We start from the raw sequence: 20,964 nt of genomic DNA on the forward strand, positions 1-20,964 counted from the left end.
AGAAGATCACCTCCGCCGAGCAGGTCCGCCAGCTGGTGCGCGTCGCCAAGGAGCTCGGTCGTGAGGTGGCCACCGGTAAGGAGGCCCGCGACATCTACGGGATCGGCAAGTCCTACAAGGATGCCGACGAGACCCTGGCGAAGCTCGGTTACGCGCCGAACCGCAAGCCCGGCCAGACGGGCTTCACCCAGCACGCCTGATCGAGTCATGAGCTGACCGGGACGTCGCCTCGCGACGAGGGGGCATGGACCGACGAGTCCATGCCCCCACCGCCGTATCCCGGCCGGCACACGAGTCCATCGCGCAGACCGTCACACGGTTCGCGGCGTTGCGCGCGAGGCCATCTCACTGATCCACAACCGACAACCGGAGTAGGTAATGAACAACAGCGATTCCCCGACCGTCGTGATCGTCCCCGGTCTGCGTGACCACGTCGCCGATCACTGGCAGACCCTCCTTGCCGAGAAGCTCGACAAGGTGGTAACCGTGGCGCCGCTCGAGCACGACAAGCTCAGCCTGTCGGCCCGGGTGGCCGCGCTGGACCACGTTCTGTCCGAGGTCTCCGGGCCCGTCGTGCTCGTTGCTCACAGCGCCGGCGTCATGATCACCGTGCACTGGGCCGCGCTGCACGACCGCCCCGTCCAGGGCGCGCTGCTCGCCGCCCCGCCGGACTTCTCCACGCCGCTGCCGGAGGGCTACCCGGCCCGCGAGGATCTCGACAGCAACGGTTGGAATCCCACCCCGCTGCAGCCGTTGCCGTTCCCCAGCACCGTCGTCGCGAGCCACAACGACCCGTTGGCCAGCTACGAGCGGGTCGTCGAGCTCGCCGAGGCATGGGGCAGCAAGCTGGTCGACGCCGGCAACGTCGGCCACCTGAACCCGGCATCCGGATTCGGGTACTGGCCGCAGGCCGAGGAACTGGTCGAGGACCTGATCCGGGAGACGGCGGTCCTCGGGTGACGAACAAGGTGGTCGCGTCCACGGCCGATGCCGTGGTCGACGTCGAGTCGGGGTCGTCCCTCGCGGTCGGCGGATTCGGGTTGTGCGGGATTCCGGACCGGCTGATCGCCGCGATCGCGTCCGGCGGTGCGGAGAACCTCGAGGTCTTCTCCAACAACTGCGGAACCGACGGACACGGTCTGGGAATTCTGCTGGAAGGCAAGCGGATCCGCCGGGTCACCGCCTCGTACGTGGGGGAGAACCGCGAGTTCGCCCGCCAGTACCTGACCGGCGAACTCGAGGTGGAGCTGACCCCGCAGGGCACGCTCGCCGAGAAGTTGCGTGCCGGCGGCGCCGGCATCCCGGCCTTCTTCACCCCGGCCGGCGTCGGCACCCCGATCGCCCTGGGCGGGCTGCCGTGGCGTTACCACGCCGACGGATCCGTCGCGCTCGCGTCGCCGCCGAAGGAGGTCCGCGAGTTCCGCGGCCGGCGCTACGTGCTCGAGGAGTCGATCACCGCCGACTTCGCGCTGGTGCATGCGCTGATCGGGGACACCGAGGGCAACCTGGTGTTCGACAAGGCGGCGATGAACTTCAACCCGCTTGCCGCGATGGCCGGTCGGGTCTGCATCGCGCAGGTCGAGCGGCTCGTCGAGCCGGGCGAGATCGACCCCGCGCAGGTGCACCTGCCGGGCATCTTCGTCGACCGGGTCGTGCACACCGGACCGCAGGACAAGAAGATCGAGAAGCGAACGGTCTCTGCCGCGGCCGGGACGGGGAACTGAGATGACGACCATGATCGAGACCGTCGGCTGGACCCGCGAGCAGATGGCGGGCCGGGCCGCGCAGGAGCTGTCCGACGGCGAGTACGTGAACCTGGGCATCGGGTTGCCGACGATGATCCCGAACCATCTGCCCGCGGGCGTGACGGTCACCCTGCACAGCGAGAACGGCATCCTCGGGACCGGGCCCTACCCGACCGAGGACGCCGTCGACGCCGACCTGATCAATGCGGGCAAGGAGACGGTGACGGTCAACCCGGGCGCCTCGTTCTTCGACTCGGCGACCAGCTTCGGGATGATCCGCGGTGGCCACATCGGCACCGCAGTCCTCGGCGGCATGCAGGTTTCGGCGACCGGCGACCTGGCGAACTGGATGGTGCCCGGCAAGATGGTCAAGGGCATGGGCGGCGCGATGGACCTCGTCCACGGCGCCGGCCGGGTGATCGTGCTGATGGAGCACACCGACAAGTCCGGTGCCTCCAAGATCGTGCAGGAATGCACTCTGCCGCTCACGGGTGAGGGCGTGGTGCAGCGGATCGTCACCAATCTCGCGGTCATCGACGTCACCGACACCGGGCTGGTGCTGCGCGAATGCGCACCCGGCGTCACCGAGCAGCAGGTCCGGGACGCCACCGACGCGCCTCTGGCGTAGCGGCCGGGTCCGTGCACGCGGCACGGGCCCGGCCGGTCGGCACGGACGGGTTGCAGGGGCGCCGCCGCGTAGGCGCCCCTGCGACCCGGTGCCGGCCACGATTTCGAAACAACGAAAGTAGGAAGTTCATGCTCAACCTGTCCGTGCTTCTCGAGGATTCCGCCCGCCGGTACCCGGCCCGTGAGGCACTGGTCCTCGGTGACGAACGCCTGTCGTACGAGGAGCTGAACAACCGCGCCAATCAGGTGGCGAACCTGCTCGTCTCCCGTGGCATCGAGCCGGGCGACAAGGTCGCGCTCTCCTGCCCGAACCTGCCGCACTTCCCGATCGTCTACTACGGGATCCTCAAGGCGGGTGCCGTGGTCGTTCCCCTCAACGTGCTGTTGAAGGGACGCGAGATCGCTTACCACCTCACCGATTCCGACGCCAAGGCCTACTTCTGCTTCGAGGGTTCGGCGGATCTTCCGATCGGGGAGTACGGCCACGCCGGCTTTGCCCAGGCCCCCGAGTGCCGCGAGATGTTCGTGCTCACCGCGGACCCGGCCGCGCCCTCGGCGATCGAGGGGGTCGAGAGCGCCGGTCAGGTTCTCGCGGCCCAGCCCGTCCAGTTCGAGACCGTGGTGCGTGAACCCGCCGACACCGCGGTGATCCTCTACACCAGCGGCACCACCGGAAAGCCCAAGGGCGCCGAGCTCACCCACTCCAACATGGTGCTCAACGCCATGGCGGCGAACCGGCTGTTCGACAGTTCGCCGATGCGACACGACACCAGCCTGCTCACGCTGCCGCTGTTCCACTCCTTCGGTCAGACGGTGAGCATGAACGCGGGCCTCGCGGTCGGCTCGACGCTGGTGATGCTGCCGCGGTTCGAGCCCGCCGCCGCGCTCGAGCTGATGGAGCGGGAGTCGATCACGATCTTCGCCGGCGTCCCGACCATGTACTGGAGCCTGCTCGGAGCCCTCGAGGAGGGGGTCGACGTCGAGCGGATCGCGCGGAACATGCGACGCGCCATCTCCGGTGGCGCCGCGCTGCCGGTGGAGATCCTCACGCGGTTCAAGGAGCGCTTCGGCGTGCAGATCCTGGAGGGCTACGGCCTGTCCGAGACCTCGCCGCTGGCACTGTTCAGCGACCCGGAGCGCGACCCGCGGCCGGGATCGATCGGCGTCCCGGTCTGGGGCATCGAGGCCCGCCTCGTGGACCGGGACTGGAACACCGTCACCGGCACCGACGAGGTCGGCGAGCTGGCCCTGCGCGGCCACAACGTCATGAAGGGGTACTACAACCGCCCCGAGGCCACCAGCGAGGTGACGGACAACGGCTGGTTCCGCACCGGCGACCTGGCCAAGGTGGACGAGGACGGCTTCTACTACATCGTCGACCGGGCCAAGGACATGATCGTGCGGGGCGGGTTCAACGTGTACCCCCGCGAGATCGAGGAGGTCCTGATGGCCCACGAGGCGGTCTCCCTGGCCGCCGTCGTCGGGGTTCCCGACGAACGGCACGGCGAGGAGATCAAGGCGTTCGTGATCCTCGAGCCGGGTTCGCAGACCGCCGAGGCCGAGCTGATCGAGTGGACCAAGGAGCAGATGGCGGCGTACAAGTACCCGCGCCTCGTCGAGTTCGTCACGGTCCTGCCGATGACCGCCACCGGCAAGATCCTCAAGCGTGAGCTCGGTCAGGTCGCCTCGAGCTTGTGATCGCGTCGCCCCGGTGAGCACGGGGCCGCGATGATCGACGACGGCGGCGACGGCAACTTGCCGTCGCCGCCGTCGCGTTTGTCAGCTGAACTGGGGGCAGAGGTTCTTCCGGGCTGCCTCGTAGGTCAGGCGCGCCTCGTCGGTGCCCTCCATGCCGCCCTGCGTCATCATGTCGACGTAGCCGGACCAGTCCGTCCAGGCGCCGGTGGAGGCGGCGGAGGGCTGGAGCTGGGCGAAGGCGTCGCAGTAGGTGTGGCCGGTGGCCGCGATCGCGGCGCGCTGGGACCGCGGGCTCGAGACGGCCTTGCCGTCCGCGTCGACCACGTCGTCCCAACGAGACTGCGAGCACACCGCTTTCACGAACTCGGCGTCGCCGCCGGCGGGCACGGCGCGGAAGACCTCGCTCGCCTCCAGGCGGGCGATCTGGTCCGCCCGGCCCTCTTCGAACTGCGCCAGCAGGCTCCGGTACTCGTCGTCGGCGTCCTCGACCTGCACCGGTCGCAGCACGTCGACGAGATCCGCCGCGGTCGCGTTGGCGGCGGTCGCGTCCGCGCACGTCGTGGTGCCGCCGGCAGAGGCGTTGGCGGCGGGCTCGGAGTCCGAAGAGCATCCGACGATCGCGACACCCACCACCGCTACGGTTGCGGCGAACGTGCAGGCACGGCGAGCGATTTTCATGATCCTCCGAATGGTGTGAACGGGATTGGGCGACGGGCGCAGCGTTCCGCTCCGTCGGCACGGCGGTGTGCAGTATTGCAGCCGCGCGCGGATTCCGCGTCGGATATCCCACCTCCGCTATAGTTAGGTAGCCCTAACCGTTGGAGGTATCGGCATGACCCGACCGCTCGTCACCCTCACCGTACTGCGCACCGAACGGCTCACCTCGCACCTGGTGCGGGTGCACCTCGGCGACCCCGGCTTCGACGACTTCGTGGCGAACGGCTACACCGACGCCTACGTGAAGCTGGTCTTCGGCACCGACGCAGAGCCCGTGCTGCGCACCTACACCGTCCGCCGTGTGGACGACGAGAAGCGGGAGGTCGCAATCGATTTCGTCGTCCACGGCGACGAGGGGGTGGCCGGGCCGTGGGCGCGGGCGGCGCAGCCGGGTCAGAGCCTGCGGTTGCGCGGTCCGGGCGGCGCGTACGCCCCGAGGGCGGACGCGGACTGGCACCTGATGGCCGGCGACGAGTCCGCGATACCCGCGATCGGCGCGGCACTCGAGGCGCTGCCCGCGTCGGCGGTCGCCAAGGTGTTCGTCGAGGTGGACGGTCCCGACGGAGAACTCGACCTGCCCTCCGCCGCGGATGTCGAGGTCACCTGGGTGCACCGCGGCGCGGCCGCCGACGAGGTGGGTGACGACCGCGCAGGGGACAACGCGCCGCTGGTGGCCGCCGTCCGGCAGGCGCCGTGGCTGCCCGGCCAGCCCCACGTGTTCGTGCACGGCGAGGCGAACGCCGTCATGCACGGCCTGCGAGGCTACATCCGCAAGGAGCGTGGGGTGAGCGCGGAGTGGGCGTCGATCTCGGGATACTGGCGGCGCGGCCGCACCGAGGAGGGCTTCCGGGTCTGGAAGTCCGATCTCGCGAAGACCGAGGGTTAGGAACTTCCCGGGGCAGGGAGTCTCAGGCGAGCGGGGACGCGGCCTCGGCGGCCGACGGCGCGGGTCGGGGCGCGGGTCGGCCGAGGGTCAGCAGCGCCGTCGTCGCGACCGCGCCGCACACGACGATGCTGCTCGCCATCTGCACGGCCGAGCCGCCCACCAGCGGTGAGATCAGCGCGGCCAGGCCGAACTGGCCTGCGCCCATCACGGCCGATCCGGTGCCTGCGGCCTTGGTGACCTGGGCCTGGCTCAGCGCAGTGGCGTTGCCCATGATGAACCCGATGCTGGTGGTGACCAGGAACAGCAGCGGCAGCACCACCGCGGTGTGGGTGCCGCCGAGCGTGACCTCGAGCAGCAGCGCGACGCCGGCGGCGAGCAGCAGCGTGACGCCGAAGGCGAGCAGCTGCCGGGCGTGGAAGCGCCCGATGAGCCGGGTGTTGACGATGCTGCCGCCGACGATGCCGACCGAGTTCACGCCGAAGATCACGGAGAACTGGCCCGGCGACATGCCGAGCACGTCCTGGACCACGAACGGCGACGCCGAGATGTACGAGAACAGGGCGCCGAACCCGAACACGAAGGTGAGCGCGTAGCCGACGTATCGCCGGTTGCCGACCACGTACCGCATGTTGTGCGCGTGCGCGGCCAGCCCGCCGCCGTGCCGCTTCTCCGCCGGGAGCGTCTCGGGAATCAGGGTCAGTACGCCGACCGCCATCGCCACGCCGGCGCCGGTCAGCACCCAGAAGATGCCGCGCCAGCCGATCGGGCCGAGCAGCGCGCCGCCGAGCAGCGGCGCGACCACCGGCGCGACACCGCCGATGATCATCATGACGCTGAAGAGCTTCGCGGCCGCGTCGCCCTTGGCGCGATCGGCAATCACCGCGCGCGCCAACACGATTGCCGCGCCGCCGCTCAGGCCCTGCAGCAGTCGGGCCCCGATCAGCACCTCCGCGGTGGGGGCCAGTGCGCACGCGACGCCGCTGATCGCGAACGCCACGGTGCCGCCGAGCAGCAGCCGTCGTCGGCCCCAGCCGTCCGAGAGCGGCCCGACGACCAGCTGTCCGATGCCGAGACCCGCCATGAACGTCGCGAGGGTGAGCTGCACCGTCTCCGTCGGTGCCCCGAGGTCCTCGCCGAGCGCGGGTAGGCCGGGCAGGTACATGTCGGTGGCGAGGGGTGCGATCGCGGAGAGCAGGGCGAGGGCCAGCAGCATGGGTATCGAAATGGCTCGGGTCACATGCATGAGCCAGCGGCGCGGAGGCTTGATTTATTCCCGTGCGGGAGAGAATCTTCGGGCATGGCTTCCGAGGCACGCGACCACCCCGCAGAGCAGCTGCCGCCCCGGCTGGCAGCACACCTCGACGCCTACTCCGAGCATCTGCGGCTCGAGCGGGACCGCTCCGAGCACACCGTGCGCGCCTACCTGTCCGACGCCCGTTCGCTGCTCGCGCACCTCGTCGCGACCGCGCCGGAGGACGGGATCGAGGACCTGGACCTGCGGGTGCTGCGGTCCTGGCTGTCCGCCCAGGCGGCCGCCGGCGTCGCCCGCAGCACCCTGGCCCGGCGCACTGCCGCCGCGCGCACCTTCACCGCATGGCTGGCCCGCACCCGACGCATCACCCGTGACCCCGGTACCCGGCTGGCCTCGCCCAAGTCGCACCGGACGTTGCCCGCGGTGCTGCGGCAGGAGCAGGCCGAGGATGCGATGCGCGCAGCGGAATCCGGTGCGGCGCAGATGGATCCGGTCGCGGTGCGCGACCGGCTGGTGGTGGAGATGCTGTATGCCACCGGAATCCGGGTGGGGGAGCTGTGTGGCCTGGACCTCGACGACGTCGACCGGGACCGCCGGGTGCTGCGGGTGCTGGGCAAGGGCAACAAGGAACGTTCGGTGCCCTTCGGTGGGCCGGCCGCCGACGCTCTCGACGCCTGGCTGCGGGCGGGCCGGCCGCACCTGGTGCGGGCCGAGTCGGGTCCGGCGCTACTGCTCGGCAAACGCGGTCGACGGCTCGACCAGCGGCAGGCCCGGTCGGTGGTGCACGAGGTGCTCGAGGCCGTTCCCGGGGCGCCGAGCCTCGCCCCCCACGGGCTGCGGCACTCGGCCGCCACGCACCTGCTCGAGGGCGGCGCTGACCTGAGGGTGGTGCAGGAGCTGCTCGGGCACACCAGTCTGGCCACCACCCAGCTGTACACGCACGTCTCGGTGGCGCGCCTGCGGGCCGTGCACGACCAGGCCCACCCCCGCGCCTGACCGGCGGAGCCGTTACCGCAGCGGCTTGAGGCGCACCGGGGTCGCGCGGAGCAGTCCGAGCGGGTCGAGGTAGGTCCGGTCCCGGCGCAGCCCCCAGTGCAGGCAGCCGTCGCACCCGGGGTGGCCGGCCACGAGGGTGCCCAGCACGGTGCCGCGGGTGACCCGTCGGCCCACGGCGACCGCGGCCCGCACCGGCTCGTACGTGGTCCGCAGGCCGCCGGCGTGGTCCACCGACACCACCGGCTTGCCCGCGACCGTCCCGGCGAAGACCACCGTCCCGTCGCCCGCGACGAGCACCGGCCGGCCCGGTTCGCCGACCAGGTCGACGCCTCGGTGTCCGGGCAGCCAGTCGTGCGCGGGCGGGTCGAAACCCCGGCCGAGCGGCGGTCGGGGGTTCAGCGGCCAGCCGAACGCCGCGGCCGCGGGAGCCGGGGGAGGCGCGGCGAGCAGGAGCAGGGCGGCGAGTCTGACGACGGCGAGCAGGCGCATCCCTCCACGCTCGGCCCTCGCGCCCTCCCGCGGAAGCCCGTTCCCGCCTCCTGTGGACCGGCGGAGGTTCCTCCACAGGCCCGCGACCGCCTGGTTATGACCTGCGCGACCCAAGCCGTACACTTGCCACGCGGTCTGTGTTCGCGCAGTCCGACTTCGCGCGTCCGCGCAAGAACATCGGCCCTCGGCTGGTCCTGCACCCGTGCAGGTCCGAGGGTTCTACGGGCGCCAGGGCAGGGGTCACCCGACCGCCTGCGTCAACCGAATGAAAGAGGTACACAGCCATGGCTGTCGTAACCATGAAGCAGATGCTCGACAGTGGTACCCACTTCGGGCACCAGACCCGTCGCTGGAACCCGAAGATGAAGCGTTTCATCTTGACGGACCGCAACGGCATCTACATCATCGACCTGCAGCAGACCCTCACGTACATCGACAAGGCGTACGAGTTCGTCAAGGAGACCGTTGCCCACGGCGGCACCGTCCTCTTCGTCGGCACCAAGAAGCAGGCGCAGGAGTCCATCGCCGCAGAGGCGACCCGCGTCGGCATGCCGTACGTGAACCAGCGCTGGCTCGGTGGCATGCTCACCAACTTCACCACCGTCCACAAGCGTCTGCTGCGCCTCAAGGATCTCGAGGCCATGGAGCAGAGCGGTGGCTTCGAGGGTCGCACCAAGAAGGAAATCCTCATGCTCACGCGTGAGATGACCAAGCTTGACCGCACCCTCGGCGGCATCCGGGACATGGCCAAGGTTCCGTCGGCCATCTGGGTCGTCGACACCAACAAGGAGCACCTCGCGGTCTCCGAGGCGCGCAAGCTGAACATCCCGGTCATCGCGATCCTGGACACCAACTGCGATCCCGACCTGGTCGACTACCCGATCCCGGGTAACGACGACGCGATCCGCTCCGCCGCGCTGCTCACCAAGGTTGTCGCTTCCGCGGTGGCCGAGGGTGTCCAGGCGCGCGCCGGACGCAACGCCGGCGACGACACCAAGCCCGAGGCCGGCGCAGGCGAGCCGCTCGCCGAGTGGGAGCAGGAACTGCTCTCCTCCGCGGCTCCCGCCGCCGATGTCATCACCGAGGGTGGCCCCGAGTCCCCGCGTGAGGCTGTCGCCGAGGCCGAGGAGAAGCTCGCCGAGGCCCCCGCGGAGATCGCGGACGCCGAAAAGCAGGCCTAGTCGATCCGGCCCTGACCCGTCATCTCGTAAAGACTGGGTCAGGGCCGTTTCGCCCCCTGCACCACCTCAGGCATCGAAACTCACTCAAGGAGGCTCGCCCCGATGGCGAACTACACCGCCGCTGACGTGAAGCGGCTCCGCGAGCTCACCGGCTCCGGAATGATGGACTGCAAGAACGCGCTCGTCGAGACCGAAGGCGACTTCGACAAGGCCGTCGAGCTGCTCCGTATCAAGGGCGCCAAGGACGTGGGCAAGCGCGCCGAGCGCACCACGGCCGAGGGCCTGGTCGTCGCCAAGGGCGGCGTCATGCTGGAGATCAACTGCGAGACGGACTTCGTCGCGAAGAACGCCGAGTACCAGGAGATGGCCGAGAAGGTCGTCACCGCCGCCGCCGCCGCCAAGCCGGCCGACCTCGACGCCCTCAAGGCCGTCGCGGTTGACGGCAGCACCGTCGACGAGACCGTCGCCGCCCTCTCGGCCAAGATCGGCGAGAAGCTCGAGGTCCGTCGTGTCGTGTCCTTCGACGGCCCGGTCGCGATCTACCTGCACAAGCGCAGCTCCGACCTGCCCCCCGCCGTGGGCGTGCTGGTCGAGTACACCGGTGAGGGCGAGGCCGCCGAGGCCGCCGCTCGTGCCGCCGCGATGCAGGTCGCCGCACTCAAGGCGAAGTACGTGACCCGCGACGAGGTCCCCGCGGACATCGTCGACGCCGAGCGTCGCATCGCCGAGGAGACGGCCAAGGAGGAGGGCAAGCCCGAGGCTGCGCTCCCCAAGATCGTCGAGGGTCGCGTCAACGGCTTCTACAAGGACGTCGTGCTGACCGAGCAGTCCTCCGTCTCCGACTCGAAGAAGACCGTCAAGGCGCTTCTCGACGAGGCCGGCGTGACCATCACCCGCTTCGCGCGGTTCGAGGTCGGCGCCAGCTAGTTCGGCGCAACAGACGAACGACAGGGCCCCGTCTCCGATTTCGGAGACGGGGCCCTGTCGCGTACGCCACGCCGACCCGACCCGGCAGTGCTGGTCGGGAGCCGATGAGGCAGGATGGACAGGCAATCCGCGACCGATTCGGTCGCGGGTGGCCGATTCATGCTGGCCGCACCATCCACGCGGCACAGAGACCGAGGAGAGCCATGACCGAACCCGCACCAACCGAATCCGCGACCGGACGCGAGGGCTTCTCGCGTGTCCTGCTCAAGCTCGGCGGCGAGATGTTCGGTGGTGGTGGGGTGGGTCTGGACCCGGACGTCGTGCAGACGATCGCCAAGCAGATCGCCGAGGTCGTCGCGACCGGCGTCCAGGTCGCCGTCGTCATCGGTGGCGGCAACTTCTTCCGCGGCGCGGAACTGCAGCAGCGCGGCATGGACCGGGCCCGCTCCGACTACATGGGCATGCTCGGCACCGTGATGAACTGCCTTGCGCTGCAGGACTTCCTGGAAAAGGCCGGCGTCGACACCCGCGTGCAGACGGCCATCACCATGGGACAGGTCGCGGAGCCGTACCTGCCGCTGCGGGCGCGTCGGCACCTGGAGAAGGGCCGCGTCGTGATCTTCGGCGCCGGCATGGGCATGCCCTACTTCTCCACCGACACCACCGCCGCGCAGCGGGCGCTCGAGATCGGCGCCGAGGTGGTGCTGATGGCGAAGGGTGTCGACGGCGTCTACACCGCGGACCCCCGGGTCGACCCGGCCGCCACCATGTACACGGAGATCAGCCACCGCGAGGTCATCGAGCAGGGCCTCAAGGTGGCGGACGCCACCGCGTTCAGCCTGTGCATGGACAACCAGATGCCGATCATGGTCTTCAACCTGCTGACCGAGGGCAACATCGCCCGCGCGGTCGCCGGTGAGAAGATCGGAACACTGGTCAAATCGTGAATTTCGGTGACATCGTGAATGCCACCGCCGTACCCGCCGAGCCTGGAGGAACACCGTGATTGATGAAGCGCTCTTCGATGCCGAGGAGAAGATGGACAAGGCCGTCGCGGTGGCCAAGGACGACCTCGGTGGCATCCGCACCGGCCGCGCCAACCCCGGCATGTTCAACCGCATCGTGATCGACTACTACGGCTCGATCACCCCGATCACCCAGCTCGCGAGTATCAACGTGCCCGAGGCCCGGATGGTCATCATCAAGCCGTACGAGGCCTCGCAGCTGAACGCGATCGAGAACGCGATCCGCAACTCGGACCTCGGGGTGAACCCGTCCAACGACGGCAGCATCATCCGCATCTCGGTCCCGCAGCTCACCGAGGAGCGGCGCCGCGAGCTGGTCAAGCAGTCCAAGGGCAAGGGCGAGGACTCGAAGGTTGCCATCCGCAACATCCGCCGGAAGGCGATGGAGGAGCTGGGTCGCATCCAGAAGGACGGCGAGGCCGGCGAGGACGAGGTCGCCCGCGCCGAGAAGGAGCTCGACAAGACGACCGCCAAGTACGTGGCGAGCATCGACGAGCTGGTCAAGCACAAGGAAGCCGAATTGATGGAGGTCTAGGCACATTGTCCACCGAAGGCTCAGCGCCCGGCGGCTCGGCGGGCGCGGCCACCGCCCCGCCCTCGAAGGCCGGCCGGAACCTGCCGGCCGCCATCGGGGTCGGGGTGGGGCTCGGTGCCCTGCTGATCGCCACCCTGCTCTTCGTTCCCCGGGCCTGGTTCGTCATCGTGGGCGCCGCGATGGCCGTCGCGACCTGGGAGGTCGCCAAGCGGCTGCGTGAGGGCGGCATCCTGGTGCCGCGGATCCCACTGATCCTCGGTGGGCAGGCCATCATCTGGCTCGGCTGGCCCTACGGCGCCACCGGCGTGCTCGCGGGATTCGCGGGCACCGTGCTGGTGTGCATGGTGTGGCGGCTGTTCGACCAGGGCCTCAAGGCCGCCCCGCAGAACTTCCTGCGGGACGTGTCGATCACCGTGTTCGTCGCGGCCTGGATTCCGCTGCTGGCGTCGTTCGCGACGCTGATGGTGCTGCAGGACCACGGACCCGGCCGCATCTTCGTGCTGATGATCGGGGTGGTGTGCTCCGACGTCGGCGGCTACGCGGCCGGCGTGCTGTTCGGCAGGCACCCGATGGTCCCTGCGATCAGCCCCAAGAAGTCCTGGGAGGGCTTCGCCGGCTCGCTGGTGTTCGCCGTGGTCGGCTCGATCCTCACCGTCACTCTCATCCTGGACGCCAGCCCGTTGACCGGCGCCCTGCTGGGCGCGCTTCTGGTGGTGGTCGCGACGCTCGGCGACCTGATCGAGTCGCAGGTCAAGCGCGAGCTCGGGATCAAGGACATGGGCACGCTGCTGCCCGGGCACGGCGGCATCATGGACCGGCTGGACTCGCTGCTGCCGTCCGCGTTCGTGACGTGGCTGGTGCTCACCGCCCTGCTCTGACGCCATGAGACTCGCGCGCGCCGGCTCCAGCCCGATCCCCAGCCCCAACATCTGGCACTGGCCGGAGATCTACGAGGTGGAGAACCGGGCACAGGACGCGGACGGCGCGATCTTCGCGGCGCTGCGGGACGTCGCGGACTGGTCCGGACGCGACGTCCTGGACCTTGGCTGCGGCGCCGGTTTCCACCTGCCGCAGTTCGCGCGCGACGCCCGGTCGGTGACCGGGGTCGAGCCGCACCGCCCGTTGGTGGACCTGACACTGCGTCGGGTCCGCGCCGCCGAGCCGCCCGTCACGGTGCTCGCCGGGTCCGCCGAACGCATCCCGCTGCCCGACGACAGCGTCGATGTGGTGCACGCGCGGACCGCGTACTTCTTCGGCCCCGGCTGCGGCGCCGGGATCGTCGAGTCGATGCGGGTGCTGCGGCCCGGCGGCGTCCTCGCCGTGGTGGACCTCGACGCCACGGTCGGCGGCTACGGCGAGTGGATGCGCGCGGACCTGCCGCACTACGACGCGGCGAAGGTGGAGGCGTTCTTCGCCGCGCAGGGCTTCGGGCTGGTGCGGGTGCGGACCCGCTGGGAGTTCGACAGCCGGGAGGCGATGCGGTCGGTGCTGGGCATCGAGTTCACCGAACGCACCGCGGAGCGGGCCTTCGCTCAGACGCCCGGGCTGGCGCTCGAGGTCGGCTACCGGATCCACACCCGGCGCGCGCCGGTCGGCCTTGTGCTCTGAGCACCGAAGTCCCGAAACCGAACTGGCTGAAGAGAATCTGAGGCCATTGGCCGCGGAAGCCTTGCCTGGTCGTTACTGTTCGCCCTGAACTCCGACGGATCCGTCGAAAGCGTCATAGTGCCAAGGAGTCTGGCGTGAGTGCAGGCAACACCGCAGGGCGGACGGCGCCCGGCAAGGACCCGGCCCTCGCGCCCACCCCGCCGATGGGCTGGAACAGCTGGAACCGTTTCCGTTGCTACGACCTGACCGAGGAGGTCGTCCTCGCGACCGCGGACGCCATGGTCGAGAGCGGGATGCGCGACGCCGGGTACCGGTACCTGGTGGTCGACGACTGCTGGCAGGCCTTCGCCCGCGGCGACGACGGCCGGCTGCGCTCGCACCCCCGACGGTTCCCGAGCGGGATGGCCGCCCTCGGCGAGCACATCCACGCCCGCGGGCTGAGGTTCGGCCTCTACCTGGCGCCCGGGCGCAAGACGTGCGCAATGACCTACGACCGCTACCCGGCCCGCGACATCGGATCCTTCGGGTACGAGCAGCTGGATGCGGACACCCTCGCGGGGTGGGGCGTCGACTACCTCAAGTACGACTGGTGCCGGGCCGGTCGGGGCGGCACCGGACTCGACCACCGGGGGGCCTTCGAGCGGATGGCCGCGGCCCTCGCGGACACCGGCAGGCCGATCGTCTACAGCATCTCCGAGTACGGCCAGACCCGGCCGTGGGAGTGGGCGGGAGAGTACGCGCACCTGTGGCGCACCACCGGGGACATCGGTCCGAGCTGGCGCTCGGTGCTCAGGCTCGTCGACCGTCAGCACGGATTGGCCCGGTACGCGGGTCCCGGCGGATGGAACGACCCCGACATGCTCGAGGTGGGCAACCCCGGGCTCGGTGAGGTGGAGTCCCGCAGCCACCTCATGCTCTGGGCGATGCTGGCGGCGCCGCTGTTCGCGGGAAACGACCTGCGCACCATGACCGAGCAGACGCGCCGGCTGCTCACCCATGCCGGGGTGCTGGCGATCTCCCAGGACGCGCTCGGCAGGCAGGGGGAGCGGGTCGCACGGTTCGGGCGCGTCGAGGTGTGGCGCCGCGAGCTGAGCGGCGGCGTGGCGTACGGGGTGCTCAACCGGGGCCGACGCGAGGTCTCGCTCCAGGTCCGTGACGACGCGCTGGTGCTGCCCGAGGGCAAGGTGTTGTGCCCGCTCGCCGCCGACAGCGTCGACGTCTGGACCGGGCACCCGGTCCGCGACCGGAAAGGCATGTGGCCGCTGCAGTCTCGTGAGATGGTGCTGGTTCGTTCCCCGTCCGGATGACGCGGGCACACCGTCGCCCGAAGGGATCCCCGATGTCCGTTTCGCCGCCCGAGTCCGTCGCGCCCACCGCGCCGCAGCGCGTCGCGGCACCGACCACGCGGGCGTCACGCGGGTGGATCACGATGTTCACCCTCGCCTACGTGGGCATCAACATCGCGTGGTCGGGACCGACGCAGGTGCTGATGTCGCCGCAGGTGGAGCGGCTGACAGACGGTGCGCCGTGGTTCTTCTCTGCCACCAGCAAGGAGACCAACCTCGCCGTCATCGGCTTCGTCGCGGGCATCTTCGCGCTGCTGTCGACGCCGCTGTGGGGCGCCCTGTCCGATCGCACGGCCTCCCGCTGGGGTCGGCGCACGCCGTGGATGGCCGGGGGAATGGTGGTGGTGGCGGCCGGGCTGGTTGCCACCGGGTTCGCGCAGTCGCTGCCGGCGGTGTTGCTCAGCTGGGTCGCGATGCAGACCGCGATCAACGCGGTCATCTCGCCGCTGTCGGCCTCGGTGCCGGACCACGTGCCCGTCGCCCAGCGCGGCGTGGTCTCCGGCTGGTACGGATTCGCCTACACCCTCGCCGTCGTCACCGGCACCGCTCTCGGCACCGTCGCGACCGCGGTGTGGGCGGGACCGCTGGGGATCACGGTGGGGTACCTGCTGTGCGCGGCCACCTGCGTCCTGGCGATGCTGCCGTTCGTCTTCTCGCGCTGGGAGACGCCGCTCGCCCCGGTCGACAGGCCGCCGTTCCGGTTCGCCGAGTTGCTCGCCTGCTACTGGGTGGACGTGCGCCGGTACCCGGACTTCGGCTGGGCCTGGCTGACCCGGTTCCTCGCCACCCTGAGCACCGCGACGGCGCTGTTCTACCTCTTCTACTACCTACAGGACGAGGTGGGACTGACCCGCGACGACGCGGCGACCGGCGGCGGGCTCCGGGTCAGCGACGGGGTGCTGGTCCTCACCGTCGTCTACGCGTTGTCGGTCTTCGTCACGGTGGTGCTGGCCGGTGTCATCTCCGACCGCGTCGGGCGGCGCCGGGTCTTCGTGTCGGCGTCGGCCCTCTTCATCTCGGTCGCGACGCTGCTGATGGCCTTCGTCCCGAGCTTCCCGGTGACGGTGCTGGCGGCGGTGATCCTCGGGCTCGGCACCGGGGTGTTCACATCGGTCGACTTCGCCCTGGTGACGGAGGTGCTGCCGGCGGCCGAGAGCAACGGCAAGGACATCGGCATCATCAACCTGGCGATCGCGCTGCCGAACGTGCTCTCGCCGGTGGTCGCGGCGGTCATGGTGAACTCCCTCGGCGGCTACACCGGCCTGTACCTGCTCTCCGGGGCGCTGTCGGTGCTCGCCGGGGTGCTCGTCTACCGGATCAAGGGCGTCGCCTGAGCCCGGTCACACCAGTTCGGGGTCGGTGGTCAGCTCCACGTTCACCCACAGGTCGTACGGCAGTTCCCGCAGCCGCCCGATCAGGGCGCGGCGCACCGCGTCCTCGTCCGTGATCTCCCACAGGCCGGGCGGGTCGAGGAAGACCACCTCGACGTACATCTTGCGGCCGACCTTACTGATCGAGGTCTCCGGCTCGGGCAGGTCGAACGTCGCGCGGACCTCGGCGATCGCGCGGTGCACGGGTTCCTGCACGGCGTCCGTCGGTGCGCCCTCGAGGATCTCGACCATCGCCGACCGCAGCATCGTGACCGGCTGGGGCAGCAGCAGCGCGCAGGTGACCAACACCAGCACCGAGTCGACGTAGCGGTCCGCGGAGGTCCAGGAGGTGTACCGCAGGGCCAGCACGACGACGCCGCCGACGGCGATCACCGCGCTGAACACCGTCCCGGACAGCCACTGGCGGGACTCCGCGGCGAGCAGGTCGGACCCGCGGGCCGCGGCGCGGACGTAGAGGTACGCGGCCGCCGACAGCGCGGCGCTGACCAGGCCGTAGCCGAGCAGGGAGCCGCCGGCGACCTCGCCGCCCCCGTCGAGGATCACCCGGACCGCCTCGGCCGCGGCGTAGGCGAGGGTGCCGAACAGGGCCAGGCCCTGCACCACCACGACCACCGGCGTGAGCGCCTCCCGGCCGAACGGGTAGCGGGCCGTCGGACCTGAGGCCGCCACCCGGGACGTCACCAGCGACAGCCAGGTCAGCGCCATCCCGATCAGGGCGTAGGCGCCGTCGAGGAGGATGACCTGCGAGCCGGAGACCAGGCCCCAGCAGACGGCGAGGGCGGCGAGGACGGCGGACGCGGCCAGGCAGACCCGCAGGACCGACTGTTCCCGCCGCGCAGCGTCGGAGGTGGGTGCCAACGGTCAGCGCGCCGAGGCGCGGGACCGTTTGGCGACGCGGCGGATCTGCACGATCCGGACCCCGCCGGCGAGGGCCATGATCAGCGCGCCCGCGATGGCGGCGAGCAGCAGGCTGACGCCGAGCGGCAGCGAGAACTCCCACACGAACACGTTGAGCGTCACCTGGTCGAGGTTCTGCAGGATGAACACCAGCAGCAGCACCAGCACCAGTGCGCCGATCACCAGGCCGGTCCAGGTGGCGGCGGCCTTGGTGTGCCCCAGGCTCGTGTGGCGGTCGAGCGCGGCCTGTTCGGGCGTCACGGCGGGCTCCCGCTCCGCTGCCTGCTCGGGCGTCACCGGCGACGGCTCGCGCGGTTCGCCGGTCGGGCCGGGGCGGGGTTCCGGGATGGGTCCGTCGGTCTGGGCCATGCGCTCATCATCACGCACCGGATGTGTGATTGCACGCTCATCTCGCCGGGAATTCGCATGTCGCGGCCGGGGGATGGGACACTGGGAGGCACTATGTCTGTTCCAGTCCCGCTCGTGTTCAATGCCCCGCGCCGAGGCATGCCGCCCACGCATCTCGCCGACCTCGACGAGGAGGGTCGCCGCGAGGCCGTCAAGGAACTCGGACTGCCCGCATTCCGCGCCGACCAGCTGGCCCGCCAGTACTACGCCAGGCTGGAGGCGGACGCGGAGAAGATGACCGACCTGCCCGCCGCCGTGCGGGAGAAGGTCGGGTCTGCGCTGTTCCCGACGCTGCTCACCCCGGTCAAGCACGTCGCCTGCGACGACGGGACCACCCGCAAGACGTTGTGGAAGGCGAACGACGGCACGCTGCTCGAGAGCGTCCTGATGCGCTACCCGGACCGTGCGACGCTGTGCATCTCCAGCCAGGCCGGCTGCGGCATGGCCTGCCCGTTCTGCGCGACCGGTCAGGCCGGCCTGACCCGGAACCTGTCCACCGCGGAGATCGTCGACCAGGTGCGCGCGGCGGCCGCCGCGATGCGGGACGGCGAGGTGGCCGGCGGCGAGGGACGGCTGTCCAACGTGGTCTTCATGGGCATGGGCGAGCCGCTGGCCAACTACAAGCGGGTGGTGGCCGCGGTGCGCCGGATCACCTCGCCCGCGCCCGAGGGCCTCGGGCTCTCGCAGCGCTCGGTCACCGTCTCCACGGTGGGCCTGGCGCCCGCGATCCGGAAGCTGGCCGACGAGGGCCTGTCGGTGACGCTCGCGGTGTCGCTGCACACCCCGGACGACGAGCTGCGCGACACCCTGGTCCCGGTGAACAACCGGTGGACCGTCGCCGAGGTGCTCGACGCGGCGAAGTACTACGCCGACCAGACCGGCCGCCGGGTGTCGATCGAGTACGCGCTGATCCGGGACATCAACGACCAGGGGTGGCGCGCCGACCTGCTCGGCAAGAAGCTGCACAAGGCGCTGGGCTCGCGGGTGCACGTGAACCTCATCCCGTTGAACCCGACGCCGGGCAGCAAGTGGGACGCCAGCCCCAAGGACGTCGAGCGTGAGTTCGTGCGCCGGGTCATCGCGCAGGGAGTCTCCTGCACCGTCCGCGACACCCGCGGCCAGGAGATCGCCGCCGCCTGCGGGCAGCTCGCCGCCGAGAACTGACGCTCGCCTCACCCGTCATACGACAACTGCGGCCGCGCGGCTCCCCGAGGGGAGCGGCGCGGCCGCAGTCGTCGGCGTGGGTGGCTAGCGCGGCTTGCGGCGCTGGATCATGTCGCGCACCAGCAGGAACACCATGAAGCCGGCAATGCCGACGAGCCACAGGTCTTCTACCTTGCCCTCGTGGTTGCCGATCATGTAGACGAGCAGGAATGCGGCGAAGAACCAGCCGAGGAAACGGAAGAGGCGCGGGGCCTCGCCGCTCCAACCCCAGGCTGCGGACGGAACTTCTGCGGTGTCGACGTGTGCGGCGACGAGGGGCTCGTTGACGCTGGGGTCCAGCTCGGTGGCGGCCACGGTCGATCCTCCTGATCGTACGGGTGTGCGTGTGTGCATATCGTGGCATACGACCGGGCGTCGTACCTAGCTGGGTCAGACCTTCTTGACCACACTGGACTTGAGCTGCATCGGACCGATGCCGTCGACCTTGCAGTCGATGTCGTGATCGCCGACGCCGTTCACCAGGCGGATGTTGCGCACCTTGGTGCCCGCCTTGATGCCGGTCGGGCTGCCCTTGACCTTGAGGGTCTTGACCACGGTGACCGTGTCGCCGTCGGCGAGGACGTTGCCCACCGCGTCGCGGACCACCCCGTCGCCGGCGTCGTCCGTGGCGTCGGCGACGGCGGCCGCCCACTCGTGCGCGCACTCCGGGCAGACCAGCAGGGCCCCCACCTCGTAGGTGTACTCGCAGGAGCACCGGGGGCAGGGCGGCAGGGTCTCGTCCATGCGGGTCATCGTAGGGGAGGCGGCGGGGGGAGAGGTCGCACCGAAGCGCTCCCCGCCGACGTGGGTGGGGAATCCTGTGCGCACCTGTGTAATTCTCTCAGGCTCCGTCAGGAACAATGGACGCGTGGCTGACAACCAACCGACTCGCGTCCTGCTGCTGGGCAGCACCGGCTCCATCGGCACCCAGGCTCTCGAGGTGATCGCCGCCAACCCCGACAAGTTCGAGGTGGTCGGTCTCGCCGCGGGCGGCGGCAACATCGACCTGCTGGCCGCGCAGATCCGCGCCACCGGCGTCACCCGGGTGGCCGTCGCCGACCCGGCCGCCGCCGCGCGGCTCGACCTGCCCGGGGTGCTCAGCGGCCCCGACGCGGTCACCGAACTGGTACGCGAGACGCCGGCCGACGTGGTGCTCAACGCGCTGGTCGGCTCCCTCGGCCTCGCGCCGACCCTGGCCGCCCTCGCCTCCGGTGCCCGGCTCGCGCTGGCGAACAAGGAGTCGTTGGTCGCGGGCGGTCCGTTGGTGACGGCCGCCGCGGCGCCCGGGCAGATCGTGCCGGTGGACTCCGAGCACTCGGCGCTCGCGCAGTGCCTGCGCGGCGGTCGTGCCGACGAGGTGGACCGGCTGGTGCTCACCGCCTCCGGCGGACCGTTCCGCGGCTGGACCGCCGACGCGCTCGAGGCCGTCACCCCCGAGCAGGCCGGGGCGCACCCGACCTGGTCGATGGGCCCGATGAACACGCTGAACTCCGCCACCCTGGTCAACAAGGGGCTCGAGCTGATCGAGACGCACCTGCTGTTCGGCATCGACTACGACCGCATCGACGTCACCGTGCACCCGCAGTCGATCGTGCACTCGATGGCGACCTTCACCGACGGCTCCACCCTGGCGCAGGCCAGCCCGCCGGACATGAAGCTGCCGATCGCGCTCGCCCTGGGCTGGCCGGACCGGGTGCCCGGCGCGGCCGCGGCCTGCGACTTCTCCACCGCGGCGACCTGGACGTTCGAACCCCTGGACGCCACGGTCTTCCCGGCCGTCGACCTGGCCCGCGCCGCGGGCAAGGCCGGGGGCTGCCTGACCGCGGTGTACAACGCCGCCAACGAGGTCGCGGCCCAGTACTTCCTGGACGGCGCGCTGCGGTTCCCGGCGATCGTGCGCACGGTCGAACGCGTTCTCGCAGGTGGCGACGGGTGGAGCGCCGCACCGGCTACCGTGGACGACGTGCTCGCCGCGGACGGCTGGGCGCGGGCGCGGGCACACGAGCTCGTCGAGCAGGAGGGCTAGACCACAG

Annotated in this window: 24 protein-coding genes; 17 read left to right on the plus strand and 7 right to left on the minus strand. The window is 70.5% G+C overall.

Annotated features, from left to right (window positions below; genetic code table 11):
• The 5 genes from RT2_RS18700 to RT2_RS18720 form a co-directional block, all read left to right on the plus strand.
• Positions 1-200: 3-keto-5-aminohexanoate cleavage protein (locus RT2_RS18700; protein ID WP_139280377.1), on the plus strand; the 200-nt coding region annotated here is incomplete at its 5' end.
• Positions 201-378: 178 nt separating this feature from the next.
• On the plus strand, positions 379-960 hold the full coding sequence (locus RT2_RS18705; protein WP_072846312.1) for an RBBP9/YdeN family alpha/beta hydrolase: 582 nt from the start codon (positions 379-381) through the stop codon (positions 958-960).
• Positions 957-1,724 carry a CoA transferase subunit A gene (locus tag RT2_RS18710; RefSeq protein ID WP_072846313.1) on the plus strand — a complete coding sequence of 256 codons (768 nt, stop codon included), beginning with the start codon at positions 957-959 and terminating at the stop codon, positions 1,722-1,724. Before RT2_RS18705 ends, RT2_RS18710 begins: the two co-directional genes overlap by 4 nt.
• 1 nt (position 1,725) lies before the next feature.
• Positions 1,726-2,373, plus strand: a complete 648-nt coding sequence (locus RT2_RS18715) for a CoA transferase subunit B (protein WP_072846314.1) — start codon at positions 1,726-1,728, stop codon at positions 2,371-2,373.
• 128 nt (positions 2,374-2,501) lie between these two features.
• Entirely contained in the window at positions 2,502-4,070 is a 1,569-nt protein-coding gene (locus RT2_RS18720) for a long-chain-fatty-acid--CoA ligase (protein ID WP_072846315.1), read from the plus strand.
• Positions 4,071-4,151: 81 nt separating this feature from the next.
• Here RT2_RS18720 and RT2_RS18725 read toward each other — a convergent pair whose 3' ends face one another.
• Positions 4,152-4,748, minus strand: a complete 597-nt coding sequence (locus RT2_RS18725; protein WP_139191145.1) for a hypothetical protein — start codon at positions 4,746-4,748, stop codon at positions 4,152-4,154.
• Positions 4,749-4,902: 154 nt separating this feature from the next.
• Between RT2_RS18725 and RT2_RS18730 the strand changes: the two genes are divergently transcribed.
• Positions 4,903-5,673: a siderophore-interacting protein gene (locus tag RT2_RS18730; RefSeq protein ID WP_072846317.1), complete on the plus strand. Its 771-nt coding sequence runs from the start codon at positions 4,903-4,905 to the stop codon at positions 5,671-5,673.
• A gap of 22 nt (positions 5,674-5,695) precedes the next feature.
• On the opposite strand, the gene RT2_RS18735 is transcribed toward RT2_RS18730, so the two are convergent.
• Positions 5,696-6,886, minus strand: coding sequence for a multidrug effflux MFS transporter (locus RT2_RS18735; RefSeq protein ID WP_072846318.1), 1,191 nt, complete (start codon positions 6,884-6,886; stop codon positions 5,696-5,698).
• Between the two features lie 84 nt (positions 6,887-6,970).
• Between RT2_RS18735 and RT2_RS18740 the strand changes: the two genes are divergently transcribed.
• Entirely contained in the window at positions 6,971-7,921 is a 951-nt protein-coding gene (locus RT2_RS18740; protein WP_072846319.1) for a tyrosine recombinase XerC, read from the plus strand.
• A gap of 12 nt (positions 7,922-7,933) precedes the next feature.
• On the opposite strand, the gene RT2_RS18745 is transcribed toward RT2_RS18740, so the two are convergent.
• Positions 7,934-8,410, minus strand: coding sequence for a M23 family metallopeptidase (locus tag RT2_RS18745; RefSeq protein ID WP_072846320.1), 477 nt, complete (start codon positions 8,408-8,410; stop codon positions 7,934-7,936).
• Between the two features lie 284 nt (positions 8,411-8,694).
• On the opposite strand from RT2_RS18745, the gene rpsB reads away from it, so the two are divergent.
• The 8 genes from rpsB (at position 8,695) to RT2_RS18785 (ending at position 16,366) form a co-directional block, all read left to right on the plus strand.
• A complete protein-coding gene (gene rpsB, locus RT2_RS18750; RefSeq protein WP_072846321.1) occupies positions 8,695-9,591 on the plus strand; it encodes a 30S ribosomal protein S2 in 897 nt (298 codons plus the stop codon).
• A gap of 102 nt (positions 9,592-9,693) precedes the next feature.
• On the plus strand, positions 9,694-10,518 hold the full coding sequence (tsf, locus tag RT2_RS18755) for a translation elongation factor Ts (protein ID WP_072846322.1): 825 nt from the start codon (positions 9,694-9,696) through the stop codon (positions 10,516-10,518).
• Positions 10,519-10,721: 203 nt separating this feature from the next.
• The gene (pyrH, locus tag RT2_RS18760) at positions 10,722-11,465 is read left to right on the plus strand and encodes a UMP kinase (protein WP_072846323.1); all 744 of its coding nucleotides are present in this window, start codon (positions 10,722-10,724) and stop codon (positions 11,463-11,465) included.
• Positions 11,466-11,520: 55 nt separating this feature from the next.
• A complete protein-coding gene (gene frr, locus RT2_RS18765; protein WP_072846324.1) occupies positions 11,521-12,078 on the plus strand; it encodes a ribosome recycling factor in 558 nt (185 codons plus the stop codon).
• A 5-nt stretch (positions 12,079-12,083) separates the two neighbouring features.
• Positions 12,084-12,956, plus strand: a complete 873-nt coding sequence (locus RT2_RS18770) for a phosphatidate cytidylyltransferase (RefSeq protein ID WP_245709180.1) — start codon at positions 12,084-12,086, stop codon at positions 12,954-12,956.
• 4 nt (positions 12,957-12,960) lie between these two features.
• Entirely contained in the window at positions 12,961-13,686 is a 726-nt protein-coding gene (locus RT2_RS18775) for a class I SAM-dependent methyltransferase (protein ID WP_072846326.1), read from the plus strand.
• A 134-nt stretch (positions 13,687-13,820) separates the two neighbouring features.
• Positions 13,821-14,993 (plus strand): glycoside hydrolase family 27 protein, encoded by a 1,173-nt coding sequence (locus tag RT2_RS18780; protein ID WP_083577483.1) that lies wholly within the window; start codon positions 13,821-13,823, stop codon positions 14,991-14,993.
• Positions 14,994-15,025: 32 nt separating this feature from the next.
• Entirely contained in the window at positions 15,026-16,366 is a 1,341-nt protein-coding gene (locus RT2_RS18785; protein WP_072846327.1) for an MFS transporter, read from the plus strand.
• Between the two features lie 6 nt (positions 16,367-16,372).
• Here the strand turns inward: RT2_RS18785 and RT2_RS18790 are convergent, their stop codons facing one another.
• Positions 16,373-17,281 carry a cation efflux transmembrane domain-containing protein gene (locus RT2_RS18790; protein ID WP_083577485.1) on the minus strand — a complete coding sequence of 303 codons (909 nt, stop codon included), beginning with the start codon at positions 17,279-17,281 and terminating at the stop codon, positions 16,373-16,375.
• A gap of 3 nt (positions 17,282-17,284) precedes the next feature.
• Positions 17,285-17,689, minus strand: a complete 405-nt coding sequence (locus RT2_RS18795; protein ID WP_072846328.1) for a lipopolysaccharide assembly protein LapA domain-containing protein — start codon at positions 17,687-17,689, stop codon at positions 17,285-17,287.
• A gap of 93 nt (positions 17,690-17,782) precedes the next feature.
• On the opposite strand from RT2_RS18795, the gene rlmN reads away from it, so the two are divergent.
• Complete coding sequence (rlmN, locus tag RT2_RS18800) at positions 17,783-18,892, plus strand: dual-specificity RNA methyltransferase RlmN (RefSeq protein ID WP_072846329.1); 1,110 nt, start codon at positions 17,783-17,785, stop codon at positions 18,890-18,892.
• A gap of 84 nt (positions 18,893-18,976) precedes the next feature.
• Here rlmN and RT2_RS18805 read toward each other — a convergent pair whose 3' ends face one another.
• Positions 18,977-19,246 (minus strand): DUF2631 domain-containing protein, encoded by a 270-nt coding sequence (locus RT2_RS18805; RefSeq protein WP_072846330.1) that lies wholly within the window; start codon positions 19,244-19,246, stop codon positions 18,977-18,979.
• A gap of 75 nt (positions 19,247-19,321) precedes the next feature.
• A complete protein-coding gene (locus RT2_RS18810) occupies positions 19,322-19,675 on the minus strand; it encodes a zinc ribbon domain-containing protein YjdM (RefSeq protein ID WP_072846383.1) in 354 nt (117 codons plus the stop codon).
• A gap of 124 nt (positions 19,676-19,799) precedes the next feature.
• On the opposite strand from RT2_RS18810, the gene dxr reads away from it, so the two are divergent.
• A complete protein-coding gene (gene dxr, locus RT2_RS18815; protein WP_072846331.1) occupies positions 19,800-20,957 on the plus strand; it encodes a 1-deoxy-D-xylulose-5-phosphate reductoisomerase in 1,158 nt (385 codons plus the stop codon).
• Positions 20,958-20,964: the final 7 nt, after the last annotated feature.

The organism is Rhodococcus tukisamuensis NBRC 100609, from assembly GCF_001894985.1.
Classification (GTDB): domain Bacteria; phylum Actinomycetota; class Actinomycetes; order Mycobacteriales; family Mycobacteriaceae; genus Rhodococcus_G; species Rhodococcus_G tukisamuensis.

Excerpts from the sequence above, each read along its gene's own strand:
- RT2_RS18705 (WP_072846312.1), top strand. The coding sequence starts at position 379 with ATGAACAACAGCGATTCCCCGACCGTCGTGATCGTCCCCGGTCTGCGT.
- RT2_RS18715 (WP_072846314.1), top strand. The coding sequence starts at position 1,726 with ATGACGACCATGATCGAGACCGTCGGCTGGACCCGCGAGCAGATGGCG.
- RT2_RS18720 (WP_072846315.1), top strand. The coding sequence starts at position 2,502 with ATGCTCAACCTGTCCGTGCTTCTCGAGGATTCCGCCCGCCGGTACCCG.
- RT2_RS18725 (WP_139191145.1), bottom strand. The coding sequence starts at position 4,748 with ATGAAAATCGCTCGCCGTGCCTGCACGTTCGCCGCAACCGTAGCGGTG.
- RT2_RS18730 (WP_072846317.1), top strand. The coding sequence starts at position 4,903 with ATGACCCGACCGCTCGTCACCCTCACCGTACTGCGCACCGAACGGCTC.
- RT2_RS18735 (WP_072846318.1), bottom strand. The coding sequence starts at position 6,886 with ATGCTGCTGGCCCTCGCCCTGCTCTCCGCGATCGCACCCCTCGCCACC.
- RT2_RS18740 (WP_072846319.1), top strand. The coding sequence starts at position 6,971 with ATGGCTTCCGAGGCACGCGACCACCCCGCAGAGCAGCTGCCGCCCCGG.
- RT2_RS18745 (WP_072846320.1), bottom strand. The coding sequence starts at position 8,410 with ATGCGCCTGCTCGCCGTCGTCAGACTCGCCGCCCTGCTCCTGCTCGCC.
- rpsB (WP_072846321.1), top strand. The coding sequence starts at position 8,695 with ATGGCTGTCGTAACCATGAAGCAGATGCTCGACAGTGGTACCCACTTC.
- tsf (WP_072846322.1), top strand. The coding sequence starts at position 9,694 with ATGGCGAACTACACCGCCGCTGACGTGAAGCGGCTCCGCGAGCTCACC.
- pyrH (WP_072846323.1), top strand. The coding sequence starts at position 10,722 with ATGACCGAACCCGCACCAACCGAATCCGCGACCGGACGCGAGGGCTTC.
- RT2_RS18775 (WP_072846326.1), top strand. The coding sequence starts at position 12,961 with ATGAGACTCGCGCGCGCCGGCTCCAGCCCGATCCCCAGCCCCAACATC.
- RT2_RS18785 (WP_072846327.1), top strand. The coding sequence starts at position 15,026 with ATGTCCGTTTCGCCGCCCGAGTCCGTCGCGCCCACCGCGCCGCAGCGC.
- RT2_RS18795 (WP_072846328.1), bottom strand. The coding sequence starts at position 17,689 with ATGGCCCAGACCGACGGACCCATCCCGGAACCCCGCCCCGGCCCGACC.
- rlmN (WP_072846329.1), top strand. The coding sequence starts at position 17,783 with ATGTCTGTTCCAGTCCCGCTCGTGTTCAATGCCCCGCGCCGAGGCATG.
- RT2_RS18810 (WP_072846383.1), bottom strand. The coding sequence starts at position 19,675 with ATGGACGAGACCCTGCCGCCCTGCCCCCGGTGCTCCTGCGAGTACACC.